The organism is Microvirga splendida, from assembly GCF_016427565.1.
GTDB lineage: Bacteria > Pseudomonadota > Alphaproteobacteria > Rhizobiales > Beijerinckiaceae > Microvirga > Microvirga splendida.
Map to the genome: position 1 here is coordinate 46,717 of NZ_JAELXT010000024.1, position 21,253 is coordinate 67,969.

13 protein-coding genes are annotated in these 21,253 nt (G+C 58.9%); 9 read left to right on the plus strand and 4 right to left on the minus strand.

Features of this window, described 5'->3' with window-relative positions:
- Window positions 1-180 precede the first annotated feature (180 nt).
- The 8 genes from JAO75_RS18500 to brxL all read left to right on the plus strand — a co-directional run bounded on the left by JAO75_RS18500 (window position 181) and on the right by brxL (window position 14,148).
- A complete protein-coding gene (locus JAO75_RS18500) occupies window positions 181-705 on the plus strand; it encodes a BrxE family protein (RefSeq protein WP_199050622.1) in 525 nt (174 codons plus the stop codon).
- A complete protein-coding gene (locus JAO75_RS18505) occupies window positions 702-1,490 on the plus strand; it encodes a BrxA family protein (protein ID WP_199050623.1) in 789 nt (262 codons plus the stop codon). Before JAO75_RS18500 ends, JAO75_RS18505 begins: the two co-directional genes overlap by 4 nt.
- Entirely contained in the window at window positions 1,471-2,046 is a 576-nt protein-coding gene (locus tag JAO75_RS18510; protein WP_199050624.1) for a BREX protein BrxB domain-containing protein, read from the plus strand. The genes JAO75_RS18505 and JAO75_RS18510 overlap by 20 nt, the downstream gene beginning before the upstream one ends.
- Before the next feature lie 29 nt (window positions 2,047-2,075).
- Window positions 2,076-5,696: a BREX system P-loop protein BrxC gene (gene brxC / locus JAO75_RS18515; protein WP_199050625.1), complete on the plus strand. Its 3,621-nt coding sequence runs from the start codon at window positions 2,076-2,078 to the stop codon at window positions 5,694-5,696.
- Complete coding sequence (locus JAO75_RS18520) at window positions 5,696-7,597, plus strand: Eco57I restriction-modification methylase domain-containing protein (protein WP_199050626.1); 1,902 nt, start codon at window positions 5,696-5,698, stop codon at window positions 7,595-7,597. Before brxC ends, JAO75_RS18520 begins: the two co-directional genes overlap by 1 nt.
- Before the next feature lie 782 nt (window positions 7,598-8,379).
- Complete coding sequence (locus JAO75_RS18525; RefSeq protein WP_199050627.1) at window positions 8,380-9,528, plus strand: hypothetical protein; 1,149 nt, start codon at window positions 8,380-8,382, stop codon at window positions 9,526-9,528.
- Complete coding sequence (locus tag JAO75_RS18530; protein ID WP_199050628.1) at window positions 9,525-12,053, plus strand: PglZ domain-containing protein; 2,529 nt, start codon at window positions 9,525-9,527, stop codon at window positions 12,051-12,053. Before JAO75_RS18525 ends, JAO75_RS18530 begins: the two co-directional genes overlap by 4 nt.
- On the plus strand, window positions 12,043-14,148 hold the full coding sequence (gene brxL / locus JAO75_RS18535; RefSeq protein WP_199050629.1) for a BREX system Lon protease-like protein BrxL: 2,106 nt from the start codon (window positions 12,043-12,045) through the stop codon (window positions 14,146-14,148). The genes JAO75_RS18530 and brxL overlap by 11 nt, the downstream gene beginning before the upstream one ends.
- 213 nt (window positions 14,149-14,361) lie before the next feature.
- Here the strand turns inward: brxL and JAO75_RS18540 are convergent, their stop codons facing one another.
- The 4 genes from JAO75_RS18540 to JAO75_RS18555 all read right to left on the minus strand — a co-directional run bounded on the left by JAO75_RS18540 (window position 14,362) and on the right by JAO75_RS18555 (window position 19,150).
- Window positions 14,362-15,519, minus strand: coding sequence for a site-specific integrase (locus JAO75_RS18540; RefSeq protein ID WP_199050630.1), 1,158 nt, complete (start codon window positions 15,517-15,519; stop codon window positions 14,362-14,364).
- Between the two features lie 534 nt (window positions 15,520-16,053).
- Complete coding sequence (locus JAO75_RS18545) at window positions 16,054-16,560, minus strand: hypothetical protein (RefSeq protein ID WP_199050631.1); 507 nt, start codon at window positions 16,558-16,560, stop codon at window positions 16,054-16,056.
- Window positions 16,561-16,812: 252 nt separating this feature from the next.
- Window positions 16,813-18,492, minus strand: coding sequence for an MFS transporter (locus JAO75_RS18550; protein WP_199050632.1), 1,680 nt, complete (start codon window positions 18,490-18,492; stop codon window positions 16,813-16,815).
- 538 nt (window positions 18,493-19,030) lie between these two features.
- Window positions 19,031-19,150 (minus strand): helix-turn-helix domain-containing protein, encoded by a 120-nt coding sequence (locus JAO75_RS18555; RefSeq protein ID WP_343234655.1) that lies wholly within the window; start codon window positions 19,148-19,150, stop codon window positions 19,031-19,033.
- A 401-nt stretch (window positions 19,151-19,551) separates the two neighbouring features.
- Between JAO75_RS18555 and JAO75_RS18560 the strand changes: the two genes are divergently transcribed.
- Window positions 19,552-21,225 (plus strand): PHA/PHB synthase family protein, encoded by a 1,674-nt coding sequence (locus JAO75_RS18560; RefSeq protein WP_246742595.1) that lies wholly within the window; start codon window positions 19,552-19,554, stop codon window positions 21,223-21,225.
- The last annotated feature ends 28 nt before the right edge of the window (window positions 21,226-21,253 follow it).

Below are 21,253 nucleotides of genomic sequence, written 5' to 3' on the forward strand. Positions count from 1 at the left end.
CATCACCTTACATCCAACATCCCCGTACGCCAGGCACTCCTCTGGTGGGCGAGCGTCGCAGCCGAGCGGTCAGTATATCGTAGTGTTGAACTGCAGAGCAGCCGAGCTTATCACCTCTTACTCAATGAGTGAGGACCGAGATGCGATTCGGCGATTCTGCTATTCACAACGATAAGACGCATGAACAATAATCCTGATGATAGGAATAAAAGTTTAATTTTGCAGATCGTTTCTTTGCGGTTAGCAGTCGGCATTCTCGGCGAACGGGACGTTGCAGGATGGTGGCAATCCGGGTTCATGTCCCCGACGAGTGCAGCATTCCTTACTCCGGTGTTCGGATCGAAGGTCTTGCAGGCCCGTTACCAGGGCGTGCTTGAGGCAGCCAGGCGAGTGCATGATGAGCACATCGGTGTCGGCCGCGCCTTCCATCCCTTCCGTCTGCCCGAGGTTACCGAGCAAAGGCTCTTCGATGCCGTGCAATCGGCAGGCCAGGGGCTTACCGACACCATCGCGTCCCCCGATGCAGCGAGGGCGACGCTTCAAGAACTCGCGAGCATGGCACCCGAGGTGAAGCCGGGCCCCGCGCTTATGGGAACGGTCGACCTACTTGAGGAGCCGGGATGGGTTGCCGAGGCCGCATCCCTATATTCTGCCGCGTTCAGCGCCGGCATCCAATGCTTCCCCTATTTCACGGGCGCGCGATGACCCGTGCGCCGAACTACACAACCCAGCTCCAGGCTGGGCTTGGACTTATGCCGGAGACGCTGAAACTCCTCGCCATTTGGGAGCCCGGCATGGAGGGGCAGGATCTGCTCAAGGTCGCTCTCGCGTCCGGCGACTTCCCGACGATGACCGCCCGGCGCCTTCGCAACATCATCATTGAGGCGTTCTGCCCCAGATTCCTCGTCGACGGCGGAGCGCCAGCCCGCCTGCTGAAAAGACTTTCCGAAAGCCTTCCCAGGGAGGATTTCCGCTCACTCTGCTTCCTGTTCACTTGCCGGGCGAACCCAATCCTCGGCGACTTCGTCCGCCAGGTTTACTGGCCTCGCTACTCGGCGGGCGGAAGCCTCGTGTCAAAGGAAGACTCTCTCCAGTTCGTTTCCTCGGCTGTGTCCAACGGACGGACGACAAGCCGTTGGTCCGAGACGACCATCATTCGCGTCGCCCGTTACCTACTCGGAGCGTGCGCAGACTTCGGTCTTCTGGGAGCAATGAGGGGCGGAGCACGGTCCATCACCACCTACCGGATCAATCCAAACGTGGCGTCGATCCTGGCCCATGATCTGCATTTCCGGGGGCTGGGTGACAACGCGCTGCTTCGGAGCCCTGACTGGGGGCTCTTCGGGTTGGAGGCTGAAGATGCCCTCGGCGAGCTGAAGCGGCTATCTCTGAGGGGGGAGTTGATCGTGCAGTCAGCGGGTGGCGTCACGCAGGTATCCTGGAAATACAAGTCGTTAGAAGAGCTAACCGATGCCCTCACTCAAAGCTGACTTCGACGAACTGATTCGCCGGATCGAGACAGGTCGGGAGTTCGCGCATGCGAGCTTCGAACCGATCTTCTATTTGATCTTCCACCCGCGCGAACTGCTTGAGGTAAAGCGCCTCATACCGGCCTGGACATCCAAGTTGTCGAATACAGGCTGGCAGGTCGAGACATTCTCTATCGCCGAGCACATCGCCGATATCCTCAGAAAGGCTCCGCTCCGCAAGGTCTGGCTGGAGGCTGACCGGAAGGATCCCCTCGCGTGGGGGCGAACGAACACCTCACTGGCGAACGCTCTGACCGCCCAGGGACGCCTGCAGTCTCGGCTGGAGGAGCGTCTGTCCGCCCTTGAGGGCAAGTCATCGACGATCATGCTAGTGACCGACCTCGAAGCCCTGCATCCATATATGCGGATCGGGGCAATCGAGGCTCAGCTTCAGGGCAAATTCCACGTCCCCACAGTCTTCCTATACCCGGGCACCCGGACTGGTAAGACGAGGCTTAGGTTCCTCGGTTTCTACCCCGAAGACGGCAACTACCGTTCAGTCCACGTCGGCGGCTGACCAGCTAGAAGAACCCATCAGGAAGCGACATGACTCAGATCCGCACTCTCTTTGATGCTGGCAAGGACATCCAGCGCGCCATTGAGAAGGTCATCACCTACCAGGCCTCTCATGAACAGCGCCTGAAGGCAGAGATTTCCGAGTACATAGTAACGGAAAGCATTGAGCAGCAGCTTGAACAACTCTTGGAGAAGATGCAGGCTGCCATGGAGGCTGGTTCCAGCCACGAGATCGGGGTATGGGTCTCGGGTTTCTACGGTTCGGGCAAGAGCTCCTTCACCAAGTATCTGGGCCTCGCCTTCGACGAAAGGGTGACGATTGACGGAACGCCCTTCCTCCGCCACCTGCAGGATAGACTCCATCGGCCGACCACCAAGGCCCTACTCTCTAAACTGGCCGCCCGCTTCCCCGCCGCAGTTGTAATGCTTGACTTGGCAAGTGAGCAGATTGCTGGAGCCTCCCTCGCCGAGGTCTCGACTGTACTTTACTACAAAGTACTTCAATACGCGGGCTACTCCAGAAACCTTAAGGTGGCAGCACTTGAGCGGCGGCTCCGCAAGGAGGGGCGATATTCCGAGTTCGAGCAGGCGTTTCGCGATGAGACCGGCGAAAACTGGGCAGATTACAGGAACGACGAACTCGTTGTGGACAGCGTAATCCCACGGCTCGCCCATAAGCTCTACCCGAACCTGTTCCGCACGGAACAAGCCTTCACGACTTCAAGCAGCGACACCGTTTATCTGATGGATGATCGGGTGCAGGAGATGATCGACGTCGTCAGAGACGCGTCGGGTAAGGAACACATCATCTTCGTGGTCGACGAGATCGGCCAATATGTTGGCAGTCAACAAACCAAAATCCTCGACCTTCAGGGGCTCGCGCAAAACTTGAAGGACCTGGGCGGCGGTAAGGTCTGGATTGTTGGCACTGCCCAGCAGACGCTAACCGAAGACGACCCCAGAGCCGCCATCAACTCGCCGGAGCTTTATAAGCTCAAGGACCGTTTCCCGATTACCGTCGCACTGGAATCGAGTGACATCAAGGAGATCTGCTTTCGCCGTCTTCTGGGCAAATCCTCGGCAGGTGCCACCGAACTCGGCGGCCTGTTCGACCGCTATGGACAGGCGCTACGTCAACATACCAAGCTGACAGACGCTAAGTTCTACGACTCGGGCTTCGACCGCGAGACATTCACGAACCTGTATCCTTTCCTGCCAGCCCACTTCGACATCCTACTGCACCTGCTCGGTGCCCTCGCCAAGTCAACGGGCGGTATCGGCCTGCGGTCGGCGATCAAGGTCATCCAAGACATCCTGGTTGAGGGGGCCGGCTCTCTAAAGCCAGTGGCTGACAGGGAGGTCGGGTGGCTCGCGACTACAGTTACGTTGTATGACGCCCTAGATAAGGACATCCGGAGGGCCTTCCCTTCCGTTCACCAGGCCGTTGAAAAGGTTTTGATCCGTTTTCCTGACGATGAGCTCTGCCAGGGCATTGGCAAGACTGTAGCGGTGCTTCAAGTCCTAGGGAATCTGCCGATCTCAATAGAAAATGTCGCTGCGCTGATGCACCCTGCGATCGAGGCGGGCTCCATGGCGGACAACGTCAAGGAGGCTGTGGAACGGCTGATTAAGGATCCGATCGTCCCACTTGGCGAGAAGGACAGCTTCCTTCGGTTCTTCTCCGAGAGGTTGAACGACGTAGAGCTCGAGCGATCCCAGCTTGTCCCACGCACTCCGGACGTCCGCCGCGTCTTCAACGAAGCGCTGAAGGATGTCTTCGATCCACTACCCAGTGTTAGGCTTCACGGGACGCTGTCAGTGACCACCGGTCTCCGACACCTCGTCTCAGGGCAACAGGTCTCCCTAGCCGGCGAACGGGAGACGGTCCAAACCGTTGTCGCATTTGCTGACCCGACCGACTATGAGGCGGAGAAGGGGCGCCTCACCGATGAGTCGCGCCACAAATCGTCTGAGAACAGCATCTTCCTACTTGCCAGGCGGTCGCCTGAGGCCGACGACCTTGTAGCTGAGATTTGCCGGTGCCAGCGGATCGTGGAGCTCCACAGGCACGACCCAGACCAAGAAGTTAAGGAATATTGCCAAAGTCAGACTGAGCGGGCATCCCGGCTCGCGTCCGAGCTCGCGCAGAAGATCGTCCGCGGCCTGATCCAAGGCTCATTTGTCTTCAGGGGCAAGGTCACGGCCGTCGACAGTCTCGACCAGTTGCTGCTTGCTGCATGCAAGAAGCATCTAATTGAGGCTGCCGAGCGTGTGTTCGATCGCTATCAAGAGGCACCGGAGCGCGTCGGGACCGATTTAGCGGAGAAGTTCCTGCGAGCGCCCAACCTCAGGGCGGTCACGTCGCAGATTGATCCGCTCAGTCTCGTGCAGGTGGTCGGCGGCAATCCGACCGTCAAAACTGACCACAAAGGCCTCGTCAGCATCAAAGACTTCATTGAGCGTAACGGCACGGTTGAGGGCAAGCGGCTGCTCGACCACTTCTCCGGCCCGCCCTTCGGCTGGTCGCCGGACACCACGCGCTACATGGTCGCCGCCCTGCTCGTTGCAGGCGAGGTTAAGCTGAAGGTGTCGGGCCGCGAAGTCACAGTGACCGGCCAGCAGGCTATTGAGGCCCTGAAGACCAACAACGCGTTTAGGTCAATCGGCGTCGCTCTGCGTGACGATAGGCCCTCCATGGAAGTTCTCGCCAGGGCGGCGGAACGCCTGACCGACCTGTCTGGCGAGCCTGTAGTGCCCCTCGAAGAGGATATCGGGAAGGCGGCCCAAAAGCTTCTGCCATCCCTCCAGCACAGGCTTGCCCCGCTTGCGGAGCGACTTCAGGCTTTCGGCCTCCCTGGTGTGGAAACCGTCCGCTCGGTGAACCAGCAGATCGCCGACATGTTGCTCTCTGACGCATCTGACGCCCCTCAGCGCTTCGGCGCGGAGCAGTCGCCTCTCTATGACGGGCTGAAATGGGCGATCGCCGCCAGAGTCGCCTTCGACCAAGGCATCGCGGAAACGGTGAAGGCACTACGGGATCTTGAGATCGGCATCAGCGAACTTCCAGGTACTGGCGTCCCCAAGGACCTACGGGAGGCTGCACGTGACGATCTTGAAGCCGTGGCGGACATGCTGGGTCAGGATGACTTTTTCAAGCGTAAGGCGGATCTCAGCACCCGTCGCACAGCAATTGAAGGTCGGGTAGCGGAAGCAGTTGCAGCCATGCGGACCACCCAAGCGGACAGAATCCTTGCCGCAGAGAGCGAGCTTTCGCTTCTGTCGGAGTGGACGGAACTCACCGCTGAGGAACAAGCAGGAGCGCTGTCCGAAATTCAGGCACTATCCATCGAAGTGACTCACGACATGGCGGGCCTTAAGCGCCTCGTGTCGCGCCAGTTCGACATTGATGCCACGATCGCCGACATCAAGGCAAAGGTTATTAAGGAAGGTAAGACGCGCCGCCAGCCAACGACCTATCCAGTTCCCCCAACTTCTCCTCCAGGTGAGATGAGAGAGAAGGGCAGAAAGACCTTCCCCTTGCCGGCTCGCATTGGAACGGTGGCGGAGCTTGATACGCTTGTTCGCGCTCTCTCGGAGCTGCGCCACGAGCTCCTTAACAATGAGTTCGATCTTGTTGTGAAGGGGGATTGATGACCTTCGACAATACAACCCGTGCCCGCCTTCAGCGCTTCGTAAGCGAGGCGCGCTCGCTTCTCATGGACGAGTTCTCGAAGCAATTCCAGCAAGACTACGGCCTCGATCCGGACTCGGGTGGTGTCGCCGAACTTGAAAGCCTCACGCACCTTGACGATCGACGTCTTGAGACTGCCCGGATCCTCCGCGAGATCCTGGGCCATTATCTTGCGTCTGACATGGGTCAGGGAAGTGAGGCGAGAATGAGGGCCCTTGACCGCATGGTTCGGGAGCAAGCGTTCACGACGTTGAACAGGCTAGCGGCCCTTCGAATGATGGAGGCTCGCGGACTTGTCATGGAATGCGTGGCCAAAGGCTACCAATCAAAGTCATTCCAGTTGTACCAGCGCGTTGCGGGAACAGCGCTAGGCGAAACAGGCGACGTATATCGTACGTTCCTTCTTAGTATGTGCGATCTTTATAGTGCTGATCTTCCTGTCCTGTTTGATCGCCATTTCCCTAATGGCCGTTTATTTCCGCGCGAGCCTGCCCTGCTGCCGCTTCTTGAACTTGTCAACGCCGCAGACATAGAGTCACTGTGGGCCGAAGATGAAACGATCGGCTGGATCTATCAGTACTTCAACTCAAAGGAAGAGCGTAGAGCGATGCGCGAGGCCAGCCAGGCGCCGCGCAACAGTCGCGAGCTTGCGGTTCGCAATCAGTTCTTCACACCGCGCTATGTGGTGGAGTTCCTGGTCGACAACACACTCGGACGGCTGTGGTTCAACTGGACGGGCGGGGAGACTGGACTGCGCGACCGCTGCCAGTACCTGCTGGTGAAGCCGGACGAGAAACCTGAGCCTTTCCAGCGCCCACGCGATCCGCGCACAATTAAGCTGCTCGATCCGGCCTGCGGGTCAATGCATTTCGGGCTTTATGCTTTCGACCTGTTCCTAGAAATATACCGCGAGGCGTGGGCCTGGGAGCAAACCCACGGCCCTGGGAGTCTTGATATCGAAGCCGGAGGCAGCCCCGATCTGAAGCCGCTCCGCAATAGCTATGCAGACGAGGATGCGTTTCTGCGGGATGTGCCGCGGCTGATCATCGAGCACAACGTCTATGGCGTTGATATTGATCCACGCGCGGCACAGATCGCGTCGCTGGCGTTATGGTTGCGGGCACAGCGGGCCTGGCATGAGATGGGCGTCAAGCCGCAAGAACGTCCGCAAGTCGGACGTGGGCATGTGGTGGCCGCGGTCGCCCCACCGGCCGAGGTCGAGCTGCGTAAGCGGTTTATGGAAGGCCTCGATCACCTAGATGCGAAGCTGTTCGAGAAGACGCTGCTCCTTCTCAAAGGGCTTCCAGAGCTTGGAGTGCTTCTTAAAGTTGAGACGGAGCTGCCAACGCTCGTCCGCTTGATACTCGGTGAACACGGCGCCCTTTTCAAGGCAGAGGATATGGCGCAGTGGCAAAAAGCTGAAGCCCGGCTACGAGAGGCCCTGACCGAGTTTGCCAATGCTGCGCGTTCCACCTACCAAGGGCATCTTTTTGCGGAGGACGCCTTGCAAGGTCTCAGGATTATCGATCTCTGCCGTGAGGTATTCGACGTGGTGGTGATGAATCCGCCTTTCGGCGCGTTGGCGGCGGGCACCAAAGACCGCCTCATAAAAACTTATCCTAACAGCAAGAACGACCTGCTTGCCATCTTTGTCGAACGTGGTTTGGCATTGATGCGCAGCGGCGGACGCATCGGTGCCATCACCTCACGTACCTGTTTCTTCCTGTCCAGTTTCCAGAAGTGGCGCGAGGAGGTGGTGCTGGGGATCGCCCGACCAGAAGCCCTGGCAGATCTGGGGCATGGAGTGATGGATGACGCGATGGTGGAAGCCGCTGCCTATGTGCTGGAGAAACATGCATGACGACTTTCTTACGCCTACTGGCGGACAAAGACAAAGATACGAGCTTGCTAGCCAGTTGTGCTGCACTCCGCAATGGAGCAGAGGACGCGCGAGTGTTTCAACTGGACCCGGAGTGTTTCGACGCAATTCCTGGGAAGCCTTTTGCTTACTGGGCTTCGAACAGCCTCTTCACATCTTTCAAATCTGGCACCCGATTCCAGACCGTTTCGAGAAAGGCGCTCCGGACGAACGGAACAACGGATGACGGTCGGTGGATTCGAGCCTGGTGGGAACCAAAGGCGCGGCAATCTAAGGAACCAAAACTATGGGTTCCGCATGCAAAGGGTGGTGCATTTTCACCATTCTATTCAGATCTTCACCTAGTTATTGCGTGGGACAAGGAAGCCCAAACGTATCCGGGATATCAGGGCACCGAACATCGACCTGATATCAGGCCTGCATCTCTTCAGCACTTCTTCAAGCCTGGTCTGACGTGGTCAAGAAGAAATAGTACAGGCCTTAGTTTCAGAGTCTTGCCCAGTGGCTCCATCTTCGGAGACAAGGGCCCAGCAATCATCTTATCGCCGTTCGATTCTTCAGAATGTATGGCTATTTGCAGTGTTCTCAATTCATCCGCATTCCGATATCTGGTAAGTCTACAACTTGGCACAGTCGAGTTAGCTCAGTCCTACGAGGCTGGTGTCATTCAAGAAACACCGTTCCCAGAGCTTGAATCTGAAGACCGATGCCGTCTTGCTGAGCTCTCGCGCCACGCTTGGACATTACGTCGCCAGAAGGATACGGTGCAGGAAACATCGCATGCTTTCCTTTTACCTGCCAGCTTACGTACCCGCCTCGGCCCGTATGATCCAGTTGCCATCGAAGCGGAGATGGCATGCATCCAAGATGAGATCGACACCATCGCCTTCAACCTATACGGCTTTAGCGAGGTCGACCGTGCGGCCTTACAAGCAGGTAATGGCGCCGCAACAGAGGGCGGTGTAGACGGGAGTGAAGCTGCGGACGAAGGGGACGACGAGGAAAGCGCCGATCCCATAGACGAAGCTTCAGGCTTGCTTAGCTGGGCCGTAGGCGTCGCTTTTGGCCGGTTCGACTGGCGGCTGGCCACAGGTGAACGTGCGGTCCCGTCTGAGCCGGAGCCTTTCGATCCGCTCCCCGCGAAAAGTCCAGGCATGCTACCTGATGGCGCTGATCCCTTCCACCTACAACTCGGCGTGCTTGTCGACGACTCTGGTCATCCGCATGACCTCGCCCGTCTGGTGGAAGAAGTGCTTGTGCGGGTCAAAGCTCCTGTGCCGTCCGATGTGCGCCGTTGGCTGCAACGTGACTTCTTCCCATTCCATCTGCAGCGCTACAGCAAGAGTCGCCGCAAGGCGCCGATCTATTGGCCGATCTCGACGGCCTCGGGCAGCTACACGCTCTGGCTCTATTATCCTAGCCTGACCAGCCAGACACTCTACACTGCGGTCAACGACTTCATCGAAGGTCCGAGGGGGAAACTCAAACAGGTAGAACACGAGGCCACTGCGCTGCGCGCCAAAGGCAGCACTCGGAACCGTGAGGAGGACAAGCGGCTCGAGGCCCTCCAATCCCTTCAAGGGGAATTGATCGACCTGCGTGACACCCTACTGCAGATCGCCCAGACCTATCGCCCCAACCAAGATGACGGCGTGCAGATCACGGCCGCTCCGCTTTGGCCGCTCTTCCGCCATAAGCCCTGGCAGAAGGTGCTAAGAGACACCTGGGCGAGGCTAGAAAAGGGCGAATATGACTGGGCCCACAGTGCTATGTCCTACTGGCCCGATCGTATCCGGGAGAAGTGTAAGACCGACAAGTCTCTCGCCATCGCCCATAACCTCGAACACATTTACATCGAACCCGAGCCGAACTCTGCCAGCGGCCAGGGTCGCAAGAAGAAGTTTGCCGAATGAGCATCGCTGCATTCATCCGCAATGAGATCTTCATTCCCCGGCTGAAGAACGCTTCAGTCCTAGCTGTCTACGATCCGGACCGTCGCTATTACGACATCTGCCGTTCGCTCGCAGACAAAGATACTGCGGTCGTTGATGCAAGCGAAAGCAGCATCGAGGCACGGGAGGCCGCCATGCTGGTGCTCGCTTTCCTGGGTAAGCCGAACAACCCTAAGGAACTGCTGGTTTATGTCCCGACCGAACCTCCGGTGACCGACGAAGAGCGGCAAGCGGACCCCTTCGCGGTCTACGCTGCCTGCGGAGCCGTTTTCCCAGACGGAGACGGCGATCGCTACGAGAGTATCTGCCTGAAGGCGAAGCCCGACAATGCTACCGAAATCCGTCGGCTGTTCGCCGAGAACCCGTCGCCGCCGTTCGCCCTAATCGACAACGTCGGTGGCGGCCTCTCCTGGCCGACCCTCCGAACCTGCCTGCACGCGGAATCCGCCCGCGAGATCATTCTTGCCCTCCTAGTGCCGGCACCGAAACAAGTGGAGGCGCTCAAAGTGAGCGACGGGTGGGTGCCGGAGGCGAAGGCCTTGCTTGAGAAGTCTCTCGGCCTCAAGCTGATGACAAAGGGCAGGACACTTTCCCCTATCGCAGACGAACTCTGGCGCTTCCTGTTGTTTAGCGAGTTCGCGTTCGACCTTCCCACCGCTCTTCCTGAGACCCTATCCAACGTTCCAAAGGCACCCGAGGCGGCTCGACCGTTGGTCGAGCACCTGTGCGACATGCTGCGGAGCGGCTCCTCGACGCGCAATGAGTATATCAGCCGCGCCGAGGGCGTCGAGGAAGAGCTTAAGCTGCCCGAATCCTGCTCGAGCATCGTTCATTTAGGAATGCGGGACACCTTCCCTTTCGAGGAGCGGACATTCCTAACTGCAGCGGTGAAGGCCCTTGTCGCTGATGATATCGATAGCGCAAGGGGTATCGTCTCGCGGCATAGCGGCTCAGTGTGGAGCAGCAAAGGCGAGAGCCAGGCGCAATGGGGGCTTGTTGAAGCCTGCCTTAGGCTCATTGAAGAGTGCGATGACGCTGATCGGCAGTTGGCCGAGAACGGTCGCAACCTCGACATGCTGATTGGGCATTATGCGACATCCCTTCGCGATGTGGATCGCCTCCAACGTGAATTCGAACAGGCAGCCGGGGACTACCTTCTCACCGATGCCTCATTATCCGACCTCTTAGACTATTGCCGCAGGCGCTATGCGAAGCTTGCGGAGAAGGCTCAGTCTCTATTCACTAAGCATCTTGAGACGGCAGGTTGGCCACCTCAGGGCCGGCTGTCGAACACTGACGTCTTTGACACAGTCATCGAACCCATGCTCAAGGAGAGTGGTCGTAGAGTAGCATACATCATGGTGGATGCACTCCGCTATGAACTCGGCGTCACATTGCACAGACAACTCGCCGAGACCGAGCAGGCAGAAATTCGGGCAGCGTGCGCGCAATTTCCTACGGTCACCCCCGTCGGCATGGCGTCGCTCCTTCCGGGGGCGGGCTCTAGCCTGCGTCTCGTCAGAGATGGAGACGGCTTCTTTGTCACGCTCGGTGGGACCAAGCTGACTTCGGTGGCCGCCCGCATGGACGTCTTACGGACCCGGTTTGGCGATCGGTTCACCGAGACCCAGCTCGATGCATTCGTACGATCCAAAGACAGACTCTCCGACTCGGTCGAGCTTCTCGTACTCCGAACCGTCGATATCGACGCCCATCTCGAAAATGTCCCTTCGGGAACGCTGACCACGCTGAGCCTTATTCACCAGTCCCTGAAGTCAATCCGCGTAGCGGTCCACAAGCTCAAACAAGCGGGTTTCTCTGACGTGGTCATCGCTACCGACCATGGGTTTGTGCTCAATGCCCACGCCGAGGCTGGAGACGTATGCGCTAAGCCCGCTGGTGCTTGGACTGTCGTGCATGATCGCGCCCTGCTCGGAGAGGGTGAACCGGACGCGGGTAACTTCGTCCTGCCAACCGAGAAGGCAGGCGCGCGGGGCAACTTCGCCAAGCTGGGTGGTCCAAGGAGCATGTCCCCTTACCGGAAAGGCTTGGTATACTTCCACGGCGGAGCCTCGTTGCAAGAGGCTGTGGTCCCTCTCATTACAGTAAGGCTTAAGCGGGCCGAGCAGCCCCGGCTAGCGTCGGCCACGGTCTCACTCTCCTACAAGAATGGTGCGAAGCGCGTCACTACGCGGCTGCCCGTAGTAGATCTGGCGGTAGAAGGTGAGAATATGTTCTCCCTTGGTGAAACCTTCGAGATCTTGCTTGAGGCGCACGATAAGAAGGGTGCAATCGTCGGAGAGGCGAAGCGCGGCGGCCCCGTTGACGTTGCTACAGGAACGATCACTGTGAAGCCAGGCGGAAAGATTCAGGTCACCGTTAAGATGGCCCTCGAATTCGAGGGCAAGTTCACGCTCAAGGCGCTGAACCCAGTAACAATGTCGCAGTACGCTTCGCTGGAGCTGGAGACCGACTATGCAGTCTGAGTACGTGATGGATGCATTGGACTCCAAGCTGAATGAATTATTTGACGGTAAGGTGGTCCGCAAGGACCTTCTGCACCGGATCAAGAAGGGCACAAACGTCCCAACGTTTGTCCTGGAGTTCCTGCTCGCACGATACTGCGCCAGCAACGACCCGGCTGAGATTCAAGAAGGCATGGAGGCCGTCCTCTCCACTTTGCAGGAGAATTACGTCCGCCCCGATGAGGCCAACGCCGCCCAATCTCGCGTAGCCATGAAGGGCAAGCATAAGTTCATTGACAAGGTCCATGTGCGCTACGTGGAGAAGGAAAAAAGGCACTGGGCATCGCTTGAAAACTTCGCCTCGCAGCGCATCGCCATCGGTGAAAGATTCTACAGGGACAACGACCGCCTCCTTGAGGGTGGTATCTGGGCCGAAGTCGTGATCGCCCATAACGACATCGATGCCGATGCGTACGCGTTTTACGTTGAGGATTTGCGGCCGGTTCAGCTCAGCCGCTTTGATTTTGCATCCTATGGTGACGCAAAAAAAGCATTCACTCGGGATGAATGGATGAATGTCGTGCTCCGCTCCGTAGGCCTGGAGCCGTCGAAGCTTTCACATAGGGTGAAGTTGCACTTCATCGCAAGATTGGCTCCTCTCGTAGAGCCAAATTTCAACTTCATCGAATTAGGCCCTCGAGGCACCGGCAAGTCATACTTCTTCAGTGAGTTCTCTCCCTACTCCACTCTCATCAGTGGCGGGCAAGCAACGAAGTCAGTCCTGTTTTACAATAACGCCCGACACAAGATTGGCTTGGTGGGTTTCTGGGACACGGTTGCATTTGATGAGGTCGGCGGGATCAAAGTCAAGGATCCTGATACGATCCAGATCATGAAAGACTATATGGCCAACGGCCGATTCTCGCGCGGCGTTGAAGTCATCGCCGACGCCAGTATGGCCTTCGTCGGTAACATTGATATGTCCGTTGAGCAGATCGTGAATTCAACGGAGTACGACTTGTTTCAGCCGCTGCCTGAGCAGTTCGATCTTGCTGTGATGGACCGCTTTGCCTGCTACCTGCCGGGTTGGGAGATGCCCAAGAACAGCAGTGCGTTTCTGACGGATCGGTTCGGCCTCATCACAGACTACCTCGCCGAAGCTTTCCACCATCAGCTCAAGCACAGCAATCGCTACGAGGAAGTCAGCAAACGACTGAAGTTGGGCTCAGCCGTCGAAGGCCGCGACGAGAAAGGCATCAAGAAGACCCTCTGCGCCTTTCTTAAGATCCTGCACCCGGCTGATTCTCCGACAGATGAGGAGTTCGACGAGTACGTGGCTTACGCTGTTGAATGTCGCCGCCGCGTCAAAGAACAAATGAACAAACGAAAGCCGGACGACGAGTTCGCTAGGATCAACCTATCGTTCTTCGATAGGAATGGCAGGGAAGTAGTAGTCTACTGTCCTGAGAGCCTGAGCGCCTCCGCAACGCTTGAGCCGGCACGCCGACGGCTCCGGGCGGAGACTGAGGAAGAGAACGGCGTAGTGGCTTCAGCCTCGCCTTCTCCAGTACGACAGCCCACAAACGTATTAGAGCCGCTTGAAGCTCCTGCCTCGGCTTCAGAGCCGGAAAGTCCTACTGAACGGCACTACACGATCGCATACGGAGATACAGGGCACTCCTATGACACGATCTTTGGCCCTTACCTACCGGGGGCAAAGTCGATTGTCGTCGAGGATCCGTACATTCGCATGCCGCACCAAATCGCTAACTTTGTTCGGTTCTGCGAGACCGTTGTTAAGGCTGCCACAGTCAGGAGAATTGCCCTCATTACCTCTTATGATCAGCAGACCGATATGGCCGGGCTTCAGGAGAAGCTAGACGAGCTTAAGGAAAGTCTGCTGGAGTATGACGTAGCACTCGAAGTCCAGCTAAACGAGAGGATGCATGATCGCGAGGTCAGACTGGACAACGGCTGGATCATCAAGATCGGCCGTGGCTTGGACTTCTACCAGAAGCCTGAAGGCTGGTACGCAGTGGGGGCGACAGACCTCAGCCTGCGGCGGTGCTTGGAGACAAAGGTTGACGTGTTCCGCAATCCTCCATCGAAGGGTTAGGATGACCTCTGGGATAGCGGCCTAGGATCTCGCATGCTCTGGGTGAGAGCCGTCCGGAGCACGCAGATGGATTGGGAGGCTTTGCCTGGCGCCAACCTGGCTTACGCGAGCATGTGCGTACGACTGTACTGAATGACTTCGTAGGAATGTCCCTTTCCCATACCATCGAGCGGCCGCTACAAAGGCGCTCTTGCAGAATAGGTTGTTGGCAGATCAAGATATGGAGACTGCTGGGATCTTGGCGATCTCTTGGCGTAGAGCCTCCATAGGAAACTCACCGTAGCGATCTGCAACAGACCGCTTTCCATGGCCTGTGACGGCGTTTACGATATCGGGCGCAAGCTGATAACGCCGGCCTAATGTCTTGAAGCGGTGGCGCCAGGAATGGCTCGGGGAAATCCTCTCATCTTTGAGCCCAAGCGATCGTACCCACCGCCCGAGCATCTTAGTTCCATTGCCGCCGCGACTCCCGAACTTGTCTGGCGACGGATGGGCAAACAGCGGCCCTGTCTTGACGCTGGCGACAAAGTCAAGAAAACCACACTCGATGACCGCGGGATGCAGGGGGACAGCCCGCTCGGAGCTTCGGGTTTTCAAGGATCCTGCTTCCGGATCGAACTTCATGCACCAGATCCCGTCGATCTGGAGGATGTCTTGAACTCGAAGCTGGCAGACCTCAGCAAGCCTTGCTCCAGAATAGGCGCAGAGCCAGGGCACCCAGCGGCGAACCAGATCCTTTTCCCGTAGGGCCGCACGAAGCACGATCGCGGCTTCCTCGTCGGTGAAGCTGCGTTTGGACTCAGCCGACTTGACCTTGACGTCGATGGTCACCCGCTCCGCTGGATTGGACGGTAAGCGGCGGTTGTCCACCGCCCACTGCAAAATGGCCCGCACTGGGGTAAGTTTGGCATCACGAACGGTTTTGGGGCGAAGATCCGCTGCAACAAGCGACTCCTTCCAGGCGATCAAGTCGTCCGCCGTCAGGCGGCCCGCATAATCGTGACCCAAGAATTCGGAAAGCTGCCGTAGGGCGCGGCTCCATTCATAGACGGTCTTCTCGACAGGTCTCCGCTCGGACATCCACCCTTTCACAAGCTCATCGAACCGAACTGAGCGCCTCTCGATGGGAGCTCCCGCTCTAATGGGCCGCATCAGCGGCCAATCAGAAGGTCCCCAGGCTCCCTGCGGATCTTCGCCGCGAGCAAGGCAGGCAAGCTTCAGGCTCGCCCGCTGGACAGCTGCGCCGATCGCTTTAGCGAGCTTAAGGCGGCTGTTCTCATCCAGAAGCAACCCGTGTACCTTGCGGCAATCGTCAGCCTGCTCCAGGCACCAGCGTTCGAGCGCACGAATCTTACTGGTATCCTTGTCCACGCCAGCCAGAAGGTTCCCAGTAAGAGACTCGAACCAAGTATGATGTTCAGAGAACTCCTCAGAGTTCCTATACCACGCTGTACCGAGTCGCTTTGGCTCCTTACATACCGGATCTCGTGAGGATGGAAAAAAGCTGAGCTTTTAATTCTTAGCGCCGCTAAGGGCTCTGCCTCCCGAAATCGGACCAGCCGTACACCCCACGGGTATGGACCGTTGCCGCCAGATCAATCGAATGACCGGCCAGGTCTCGTGCGTACGGGGTGCGCACGGAAGTTGGAGTCAGTCAAACATGTTCATCTCAATGCGCCGGTAAGTCATTGAGAGATATGGTGAGCGCGCTGGGACTCGAACCCAGGACCCTCTGATTAAAAGTCAGATGGTCTCTAGGTGGGAAGCCACGAAAGCCAAAGGCTCGTTCGATAAACTGGCTCAGCAGGCAGAGGTCTGCCCAATCCGCGGCTTGCTGTTAGGCAGATGAGCAGGGTCCGACTGCCTTCAAGGCCGAACAACATCTGGTACCAGGACCGGCTTGATCTAGAATATACCGGCAAACCATCCTTGGAACTTCGAGAACAGAAAGTTGTCGGGTTCCGACGTAGGACTGGGCGCATGGTCTCGAACAGTCTCCATCCTGGTTCTCACCTCCTCCGTCGGGAGGTCGTTCGCCTGCCGCCCAATGGCCAGCGCGCCTTCGAGAACCTTGAGACCTTCCCGAAACGGGAGATACCATCTCATGCGCAAGGCGATGTAAGCTTCCCGCTCCCGCTCCACAATCGGCGTGTCGGCACAGGCCAAGCGGGTGACGAAGGACAGCAGATGCTGCCGCTCTGCATCGTTTGCCTGATCGTTCAATTGCATTGCCAGTCGGCAGATCGGACGCGAGAAGCACGCCGGCATGTCTTCCACCGAGCGGACCGGCTGGTACGGGAAACCGGCTGCCACAATGGCGGCTTCGTTGATGCAGGTCCCGCCGTCTTGCCCAGGAAACGTGTGCGAGCCGTGTTTCAGGCGCCAGTTCAGAATGTGCCCGAAGCTATCCATCGTGACGCTCCTTATGGGGTTCCCACCCAAGGATCGTGATCCTCCGACGCCTCACCTGTCAACAAGCAGCGGCGGCCAAGGTCACTGCCCTATCCGTTGTAGTGAGGCTACAAAGGCTGATGACGAAATGCTGAGAGTGATGGGCCGCGGTATGTCGAGCAGAGTGTCCGATCCGGCAGGATGAATGCACACCACTGACAACCGGCTTCGCATGACAGCTGTTAAATCTTCTGCTGCGGTGACGGCAAGCCCTCAGGACGAGCGGGTTGGATCTGTCAGGGGTTCGGTCAGGTCATGGGCCTGAGAACCAGGATCCGGGGCTGGCCCGCCAGTCCGGCGCTCGATCGTGCGACGCACCCGTGGCCGACCTGGTTCCTGATGCAATTCGCGGAGCCGTTCTCCCACGGCTGCGTCCGCCTGCGTGATGCGTTGGCTGTGCCGCACGTAGTCGAGCCATGTGGGGTTATGGTAGCGCTCGATCCAGATCTCCTGGTTCTCCAGATCACGCAGCAGCGTCCAGTGACGCGCGCCGTCCCGCCGCCGGATCCGCCGCCGCTCCGCCATCACGGCAAGGAAGGCCGCCACATCGGCTTCCCGGATCGCGTACTCGATCGTGATCACGATGGGGCCGCTGCGCGGTAGAATGTCGACGGAGATATGGGGCTCCGTCCATCGGTTGAGAGGATCGAGGTTCAGCGTCTTCAGCTCGGGCAAGGGAAGCCGCAGGCCGAGGGTGGCCCCAGCAACCAGCACCCCTGCCGCGATCAGAAGAGCGTCCGCCGTTCCATACCCGTCGGCTGCGACGCCCCAGATCCAGCTGCCGAAGGCCATGCCGCCGAAGGTCGCCATCTGGTAAAGCGCCAGAGCCCGCCCGACCACCCAGCGTGGCGAGGACAGTTGCACGGTAGCGTTGAAGCTCGAGAGCGCCAGCACCCAGCTCGCTCCGCCCAGAGCCATCGCGACCATCGTCAGGAGCGTGAAGGAGCTCAATCCCGCCACAGCGGCGCACACGGCAAAGCTGAGGAAGGCGATGCGGACGAGAGCTTCGAGCGACAGCGCCTGTCTCAGACGCGTACTCAAGAGGGCTCCACCAACCGCCCCTACGCCGAAGGCCCCGAGCAGAAGGCCATAGGTGAGAGGCCCTCCCTGGATCAGATCCCGGACAATGAGCGGCATCAGGGCCTGGATCGCAATGGCCCCGACACCGAACACGGCTCCCCGCATGAGCACCACGCCAAGGTTGGGCGACATGGCCACATAGCGGATCCCGGCCGCCATGGCAGACCTGAGAGTTTCGGGTGGCAAAGCCCTGGGCGGGCGGGCAGGCTGCCAGCGTGCCAGGACGGCAATCAACCCGAGATAGCTGACGGCATTGACTGCGAAGGCGGCAAAGGCACCCACAGTTGCGACGATGAGGCCGCCAAGGGCCGGGCCGACGCTGCGGGCGATGTTGAAGCCCATGCTGTTGAGGGCAATCGCAGCCGGCAGGTCGGAGCGGGGCACCATCTCGCCCACCAGCGACTGCCAAGCAGGTCCGTTGAAGGCCGTGCCGCAGCCAACGAGGAATGTGAAGCCAAGCAGGAGCCAAGGTGTCACCACGTCAAAGTAAGCGCATAGGGTCAGGGCGACCGATACAACCAGCAGGAACACCTGTGAGGCGAGTATGAGCTTGCGGCGGTCGAAGTTGTCGGCGATGGCGCCGGCCATGAGCGAGAACAGCATGATCGGCAGCGTCGTCGAGGCCTGGACCAGGGCAATGAGATCGGCCGGTGCGCCGATGGACGTCATCAGCCAGGCCGCACCCACTGATTGGATCAGTCCGCCGAAGTTGGAGGCAAGGCTGGCAATCCAGATCGCCAGGAAGATGCGATACCGGAAAGGCGTCAAAGCGGATGGTTGCCTGTCTGATCCATCAGCGTTTTGTGGCGGCATGGAGAACCCGAGTTGAGGAGTGGGCTAAAGTCAGACCAGGGCGGCTAGGTAGGGCCAGCAGGGCTACGTGCTAGGGTAAAGACGAAGTCGCCGAACAGGGCTGGGCCCAGAGTGGTTTCTGCGTTCAAGGCTTTGATGTCAAAGGAGCCCTGCTCCCCCTCTGCCGCGATGCTCAACAATCTTGCAAGGCTGAGGCGGCATGGATCTTGCCATATCTCTTGGCTGACACGGCTCGTCCGGCTGTGTTCTTCGATGCACAAGCCTATGCATGCGCGCCAGAGCATCCTGAACTTCTCGACGAGTGGAAACCTCCTGAGCCGGGAACTCATGCCGGCACAGGCGGCAGGTCAGATCTGCGCCGAACCGCAGCTTCCGTAGTCGGACTTTGAACATCTGGTGGCACTGAGGACAGGCCAGACTGATCCGTGTGCTCCCGTAATCTTTGAACAAGCGACCTTCTCCGGTTGACGTCCGACCGGAATCTCGAACCATGGCAGTAAGGCGACAAAGAGGCGTCACCTTCGTAGCCGGAGAGGCCCTACACAATGCCCCAAGGGCGGTAGCGGGTTCGGCCGGTGAGCTCGCACGAGAGGGCGCAGCCGAGCTGGACCAGCATCAGGTTGATTGCCTTGGTCGTGTTGATCGGAGCAGGTTGGATTCGTCCCTCGGCTCATCCGCTTTCGCTTGGTTCACTACCACACCTCGCTGGCAGAGCAGGCAGCGGCACCTAGATGTTCACGCAAGGCAGAGCTTTGCCTGAGATCAGCAGCTACAGAAACGCGGAGGGCGCTCATGACAGGGCAGGATGCGGATAAGGTCCAACGGCAGATAGACAGAAACATGCCCGGGCCCGATGTGATGCTGAGGCTTTGGGCCTCCTGGATGGACCAGATGTCCACCCCAGCAAAGTCCTTGGCTGCCCCAGGGACCGCCTGGTGGCAGATGACAACGGACAACCCTGTTTCGGGTCTGATCGACGGGGGTGTCGATCAGCTCCAGAGGAGCCTGTCACAGGATCCCACCCTTCGTTCCATCGACCAGATGTGGAACGCCAATCCTTTGCGCGAGGTCGTGCCGGTCGACTGGGCCGAGATCGCCCGGGCTCTGCGTATCGTCTGGTTGCGCTCACTGAGAAAACCAGGCACAGCCTTGGACGTCGTGGACCTCAACCAAGACCTATGGCGGTCCGCGCTCGATGTGTGGCACGAAGCAGGGCAGCGCTGGCTTGGTCTTGCCGGCTCATCGTCAGCCGAAAGACCAGCTTCTGCCACAGACAAACGGTTCGCTGCTCATGAATGGCATGCCAATCCCGTCTATCGCACTCTCCAGCAGATCTATCTGCTCGCGTCCGATTGGCTCCTGCAGCAGGGCGATGTGGAGGGCATAGGCGAGGCGGAGCAGCAGCGCATCAACTTCCATCTGCAGCAGTTCGTAGATGCCATGAGCCCTGCCCTGATCCTGTTGTCGAACCCTGTCGCTCTTCAACGAGCCGTCGAGACCGGAGGGACCAGTATTGCAGCCGGGGCCGCCAATCTGGCCGCCGACCTCCAGGCCGGGCGCCTGAGCATGGTCGACACCGAGGCATTTGCGCCAGGCAAGAACCTTGCCCTCACGCCAGGAAAGGTGGTCCATCGCAATCGCCTGATGGAGCTGATCCAGTATGCGCCCACAACCAAGAAGGCTCACAAGACGCCACTGCTGATCCTGCCACCCTGGATCAACAAGTACTACATCCTCGACATGCAGCCCAAGAACAGCCTGGTGCGCTACCTGGTCGAGCAAGGGTTCACGGTTTTCCTGGTCTCCTGGAAGAACCCGGATGCGTCGATGGATGAGATCGGCATCGAGGATTACATGGACCTCGGACCGCTGGAAGCCAGCGACGTGGTGCGCGAGATTACCGGTCGTCCCACGGTCAACGCCATGGGCTACTGCATCGGTGGGACGCTCCTGACGATGACACTGGCGGTCCTCGCGGCCAAGGGCGACAAGCGGTTCAACTCGGCCAGCTTCATGGTCTCGCTGCAGGACTTCTCGCGCGTGGGCGACACGGCCGTATTCATGGACGAGCCGGGGGTGGATCTGATCGAGCAGCAGATGATGGAGCGCGGCTATCTCGACAGCCGCGAGATGTCGAACATGTTCAACCTGCTGCGCTCGAATGACCTGATCTGGGCCAATGTGGTCAACAACTACTTGATGGGCAGCAAGCCGCCGGCTTTTGATCTCCTGTACTGGAACGGCGACGGCACCCGGATGGCATGTGCCGCCCATAGCTGGTACCTGCGCAACACCTATGTTGAGAACAATCTGATCGAGCCGGGTAAGATCACGCTCAAGGGTGAGGCGCTTGATCTCAGCCGCATCGGCCAGGATACCTACGCGGTGGGGGCGGAGAAGGACCACATTGTGCCCTGGGATGCAGCCTGGCGCATCACTCAGCTGTTCGGTGGAGACGTGCGGTTCGTCCGTGCCTCTAGCGGTCACATTGCAGGGATCATCAATCCCCCGGGTGGCAAGGGCGCCTACTGGATCCGGGAGACGGGGGACGCGCCAGCGAACAACCCGGAGCAATGGCTGCAGAGCGCCAGCCGCCATGAGGGGAGCTGGTGGCCGGATTGGACCGCCTGGCTTTCGGCTCGGTCGGGCCGGAAAAGCGCGCCGCCCCCAATGGGCAGCGCGAAGCACCCACCCCTGCTGGATGCCCCCGGCACGTATGTGATGGAAAAATAGGATGGCCGAGGTCAATCCAAGTAGCAGG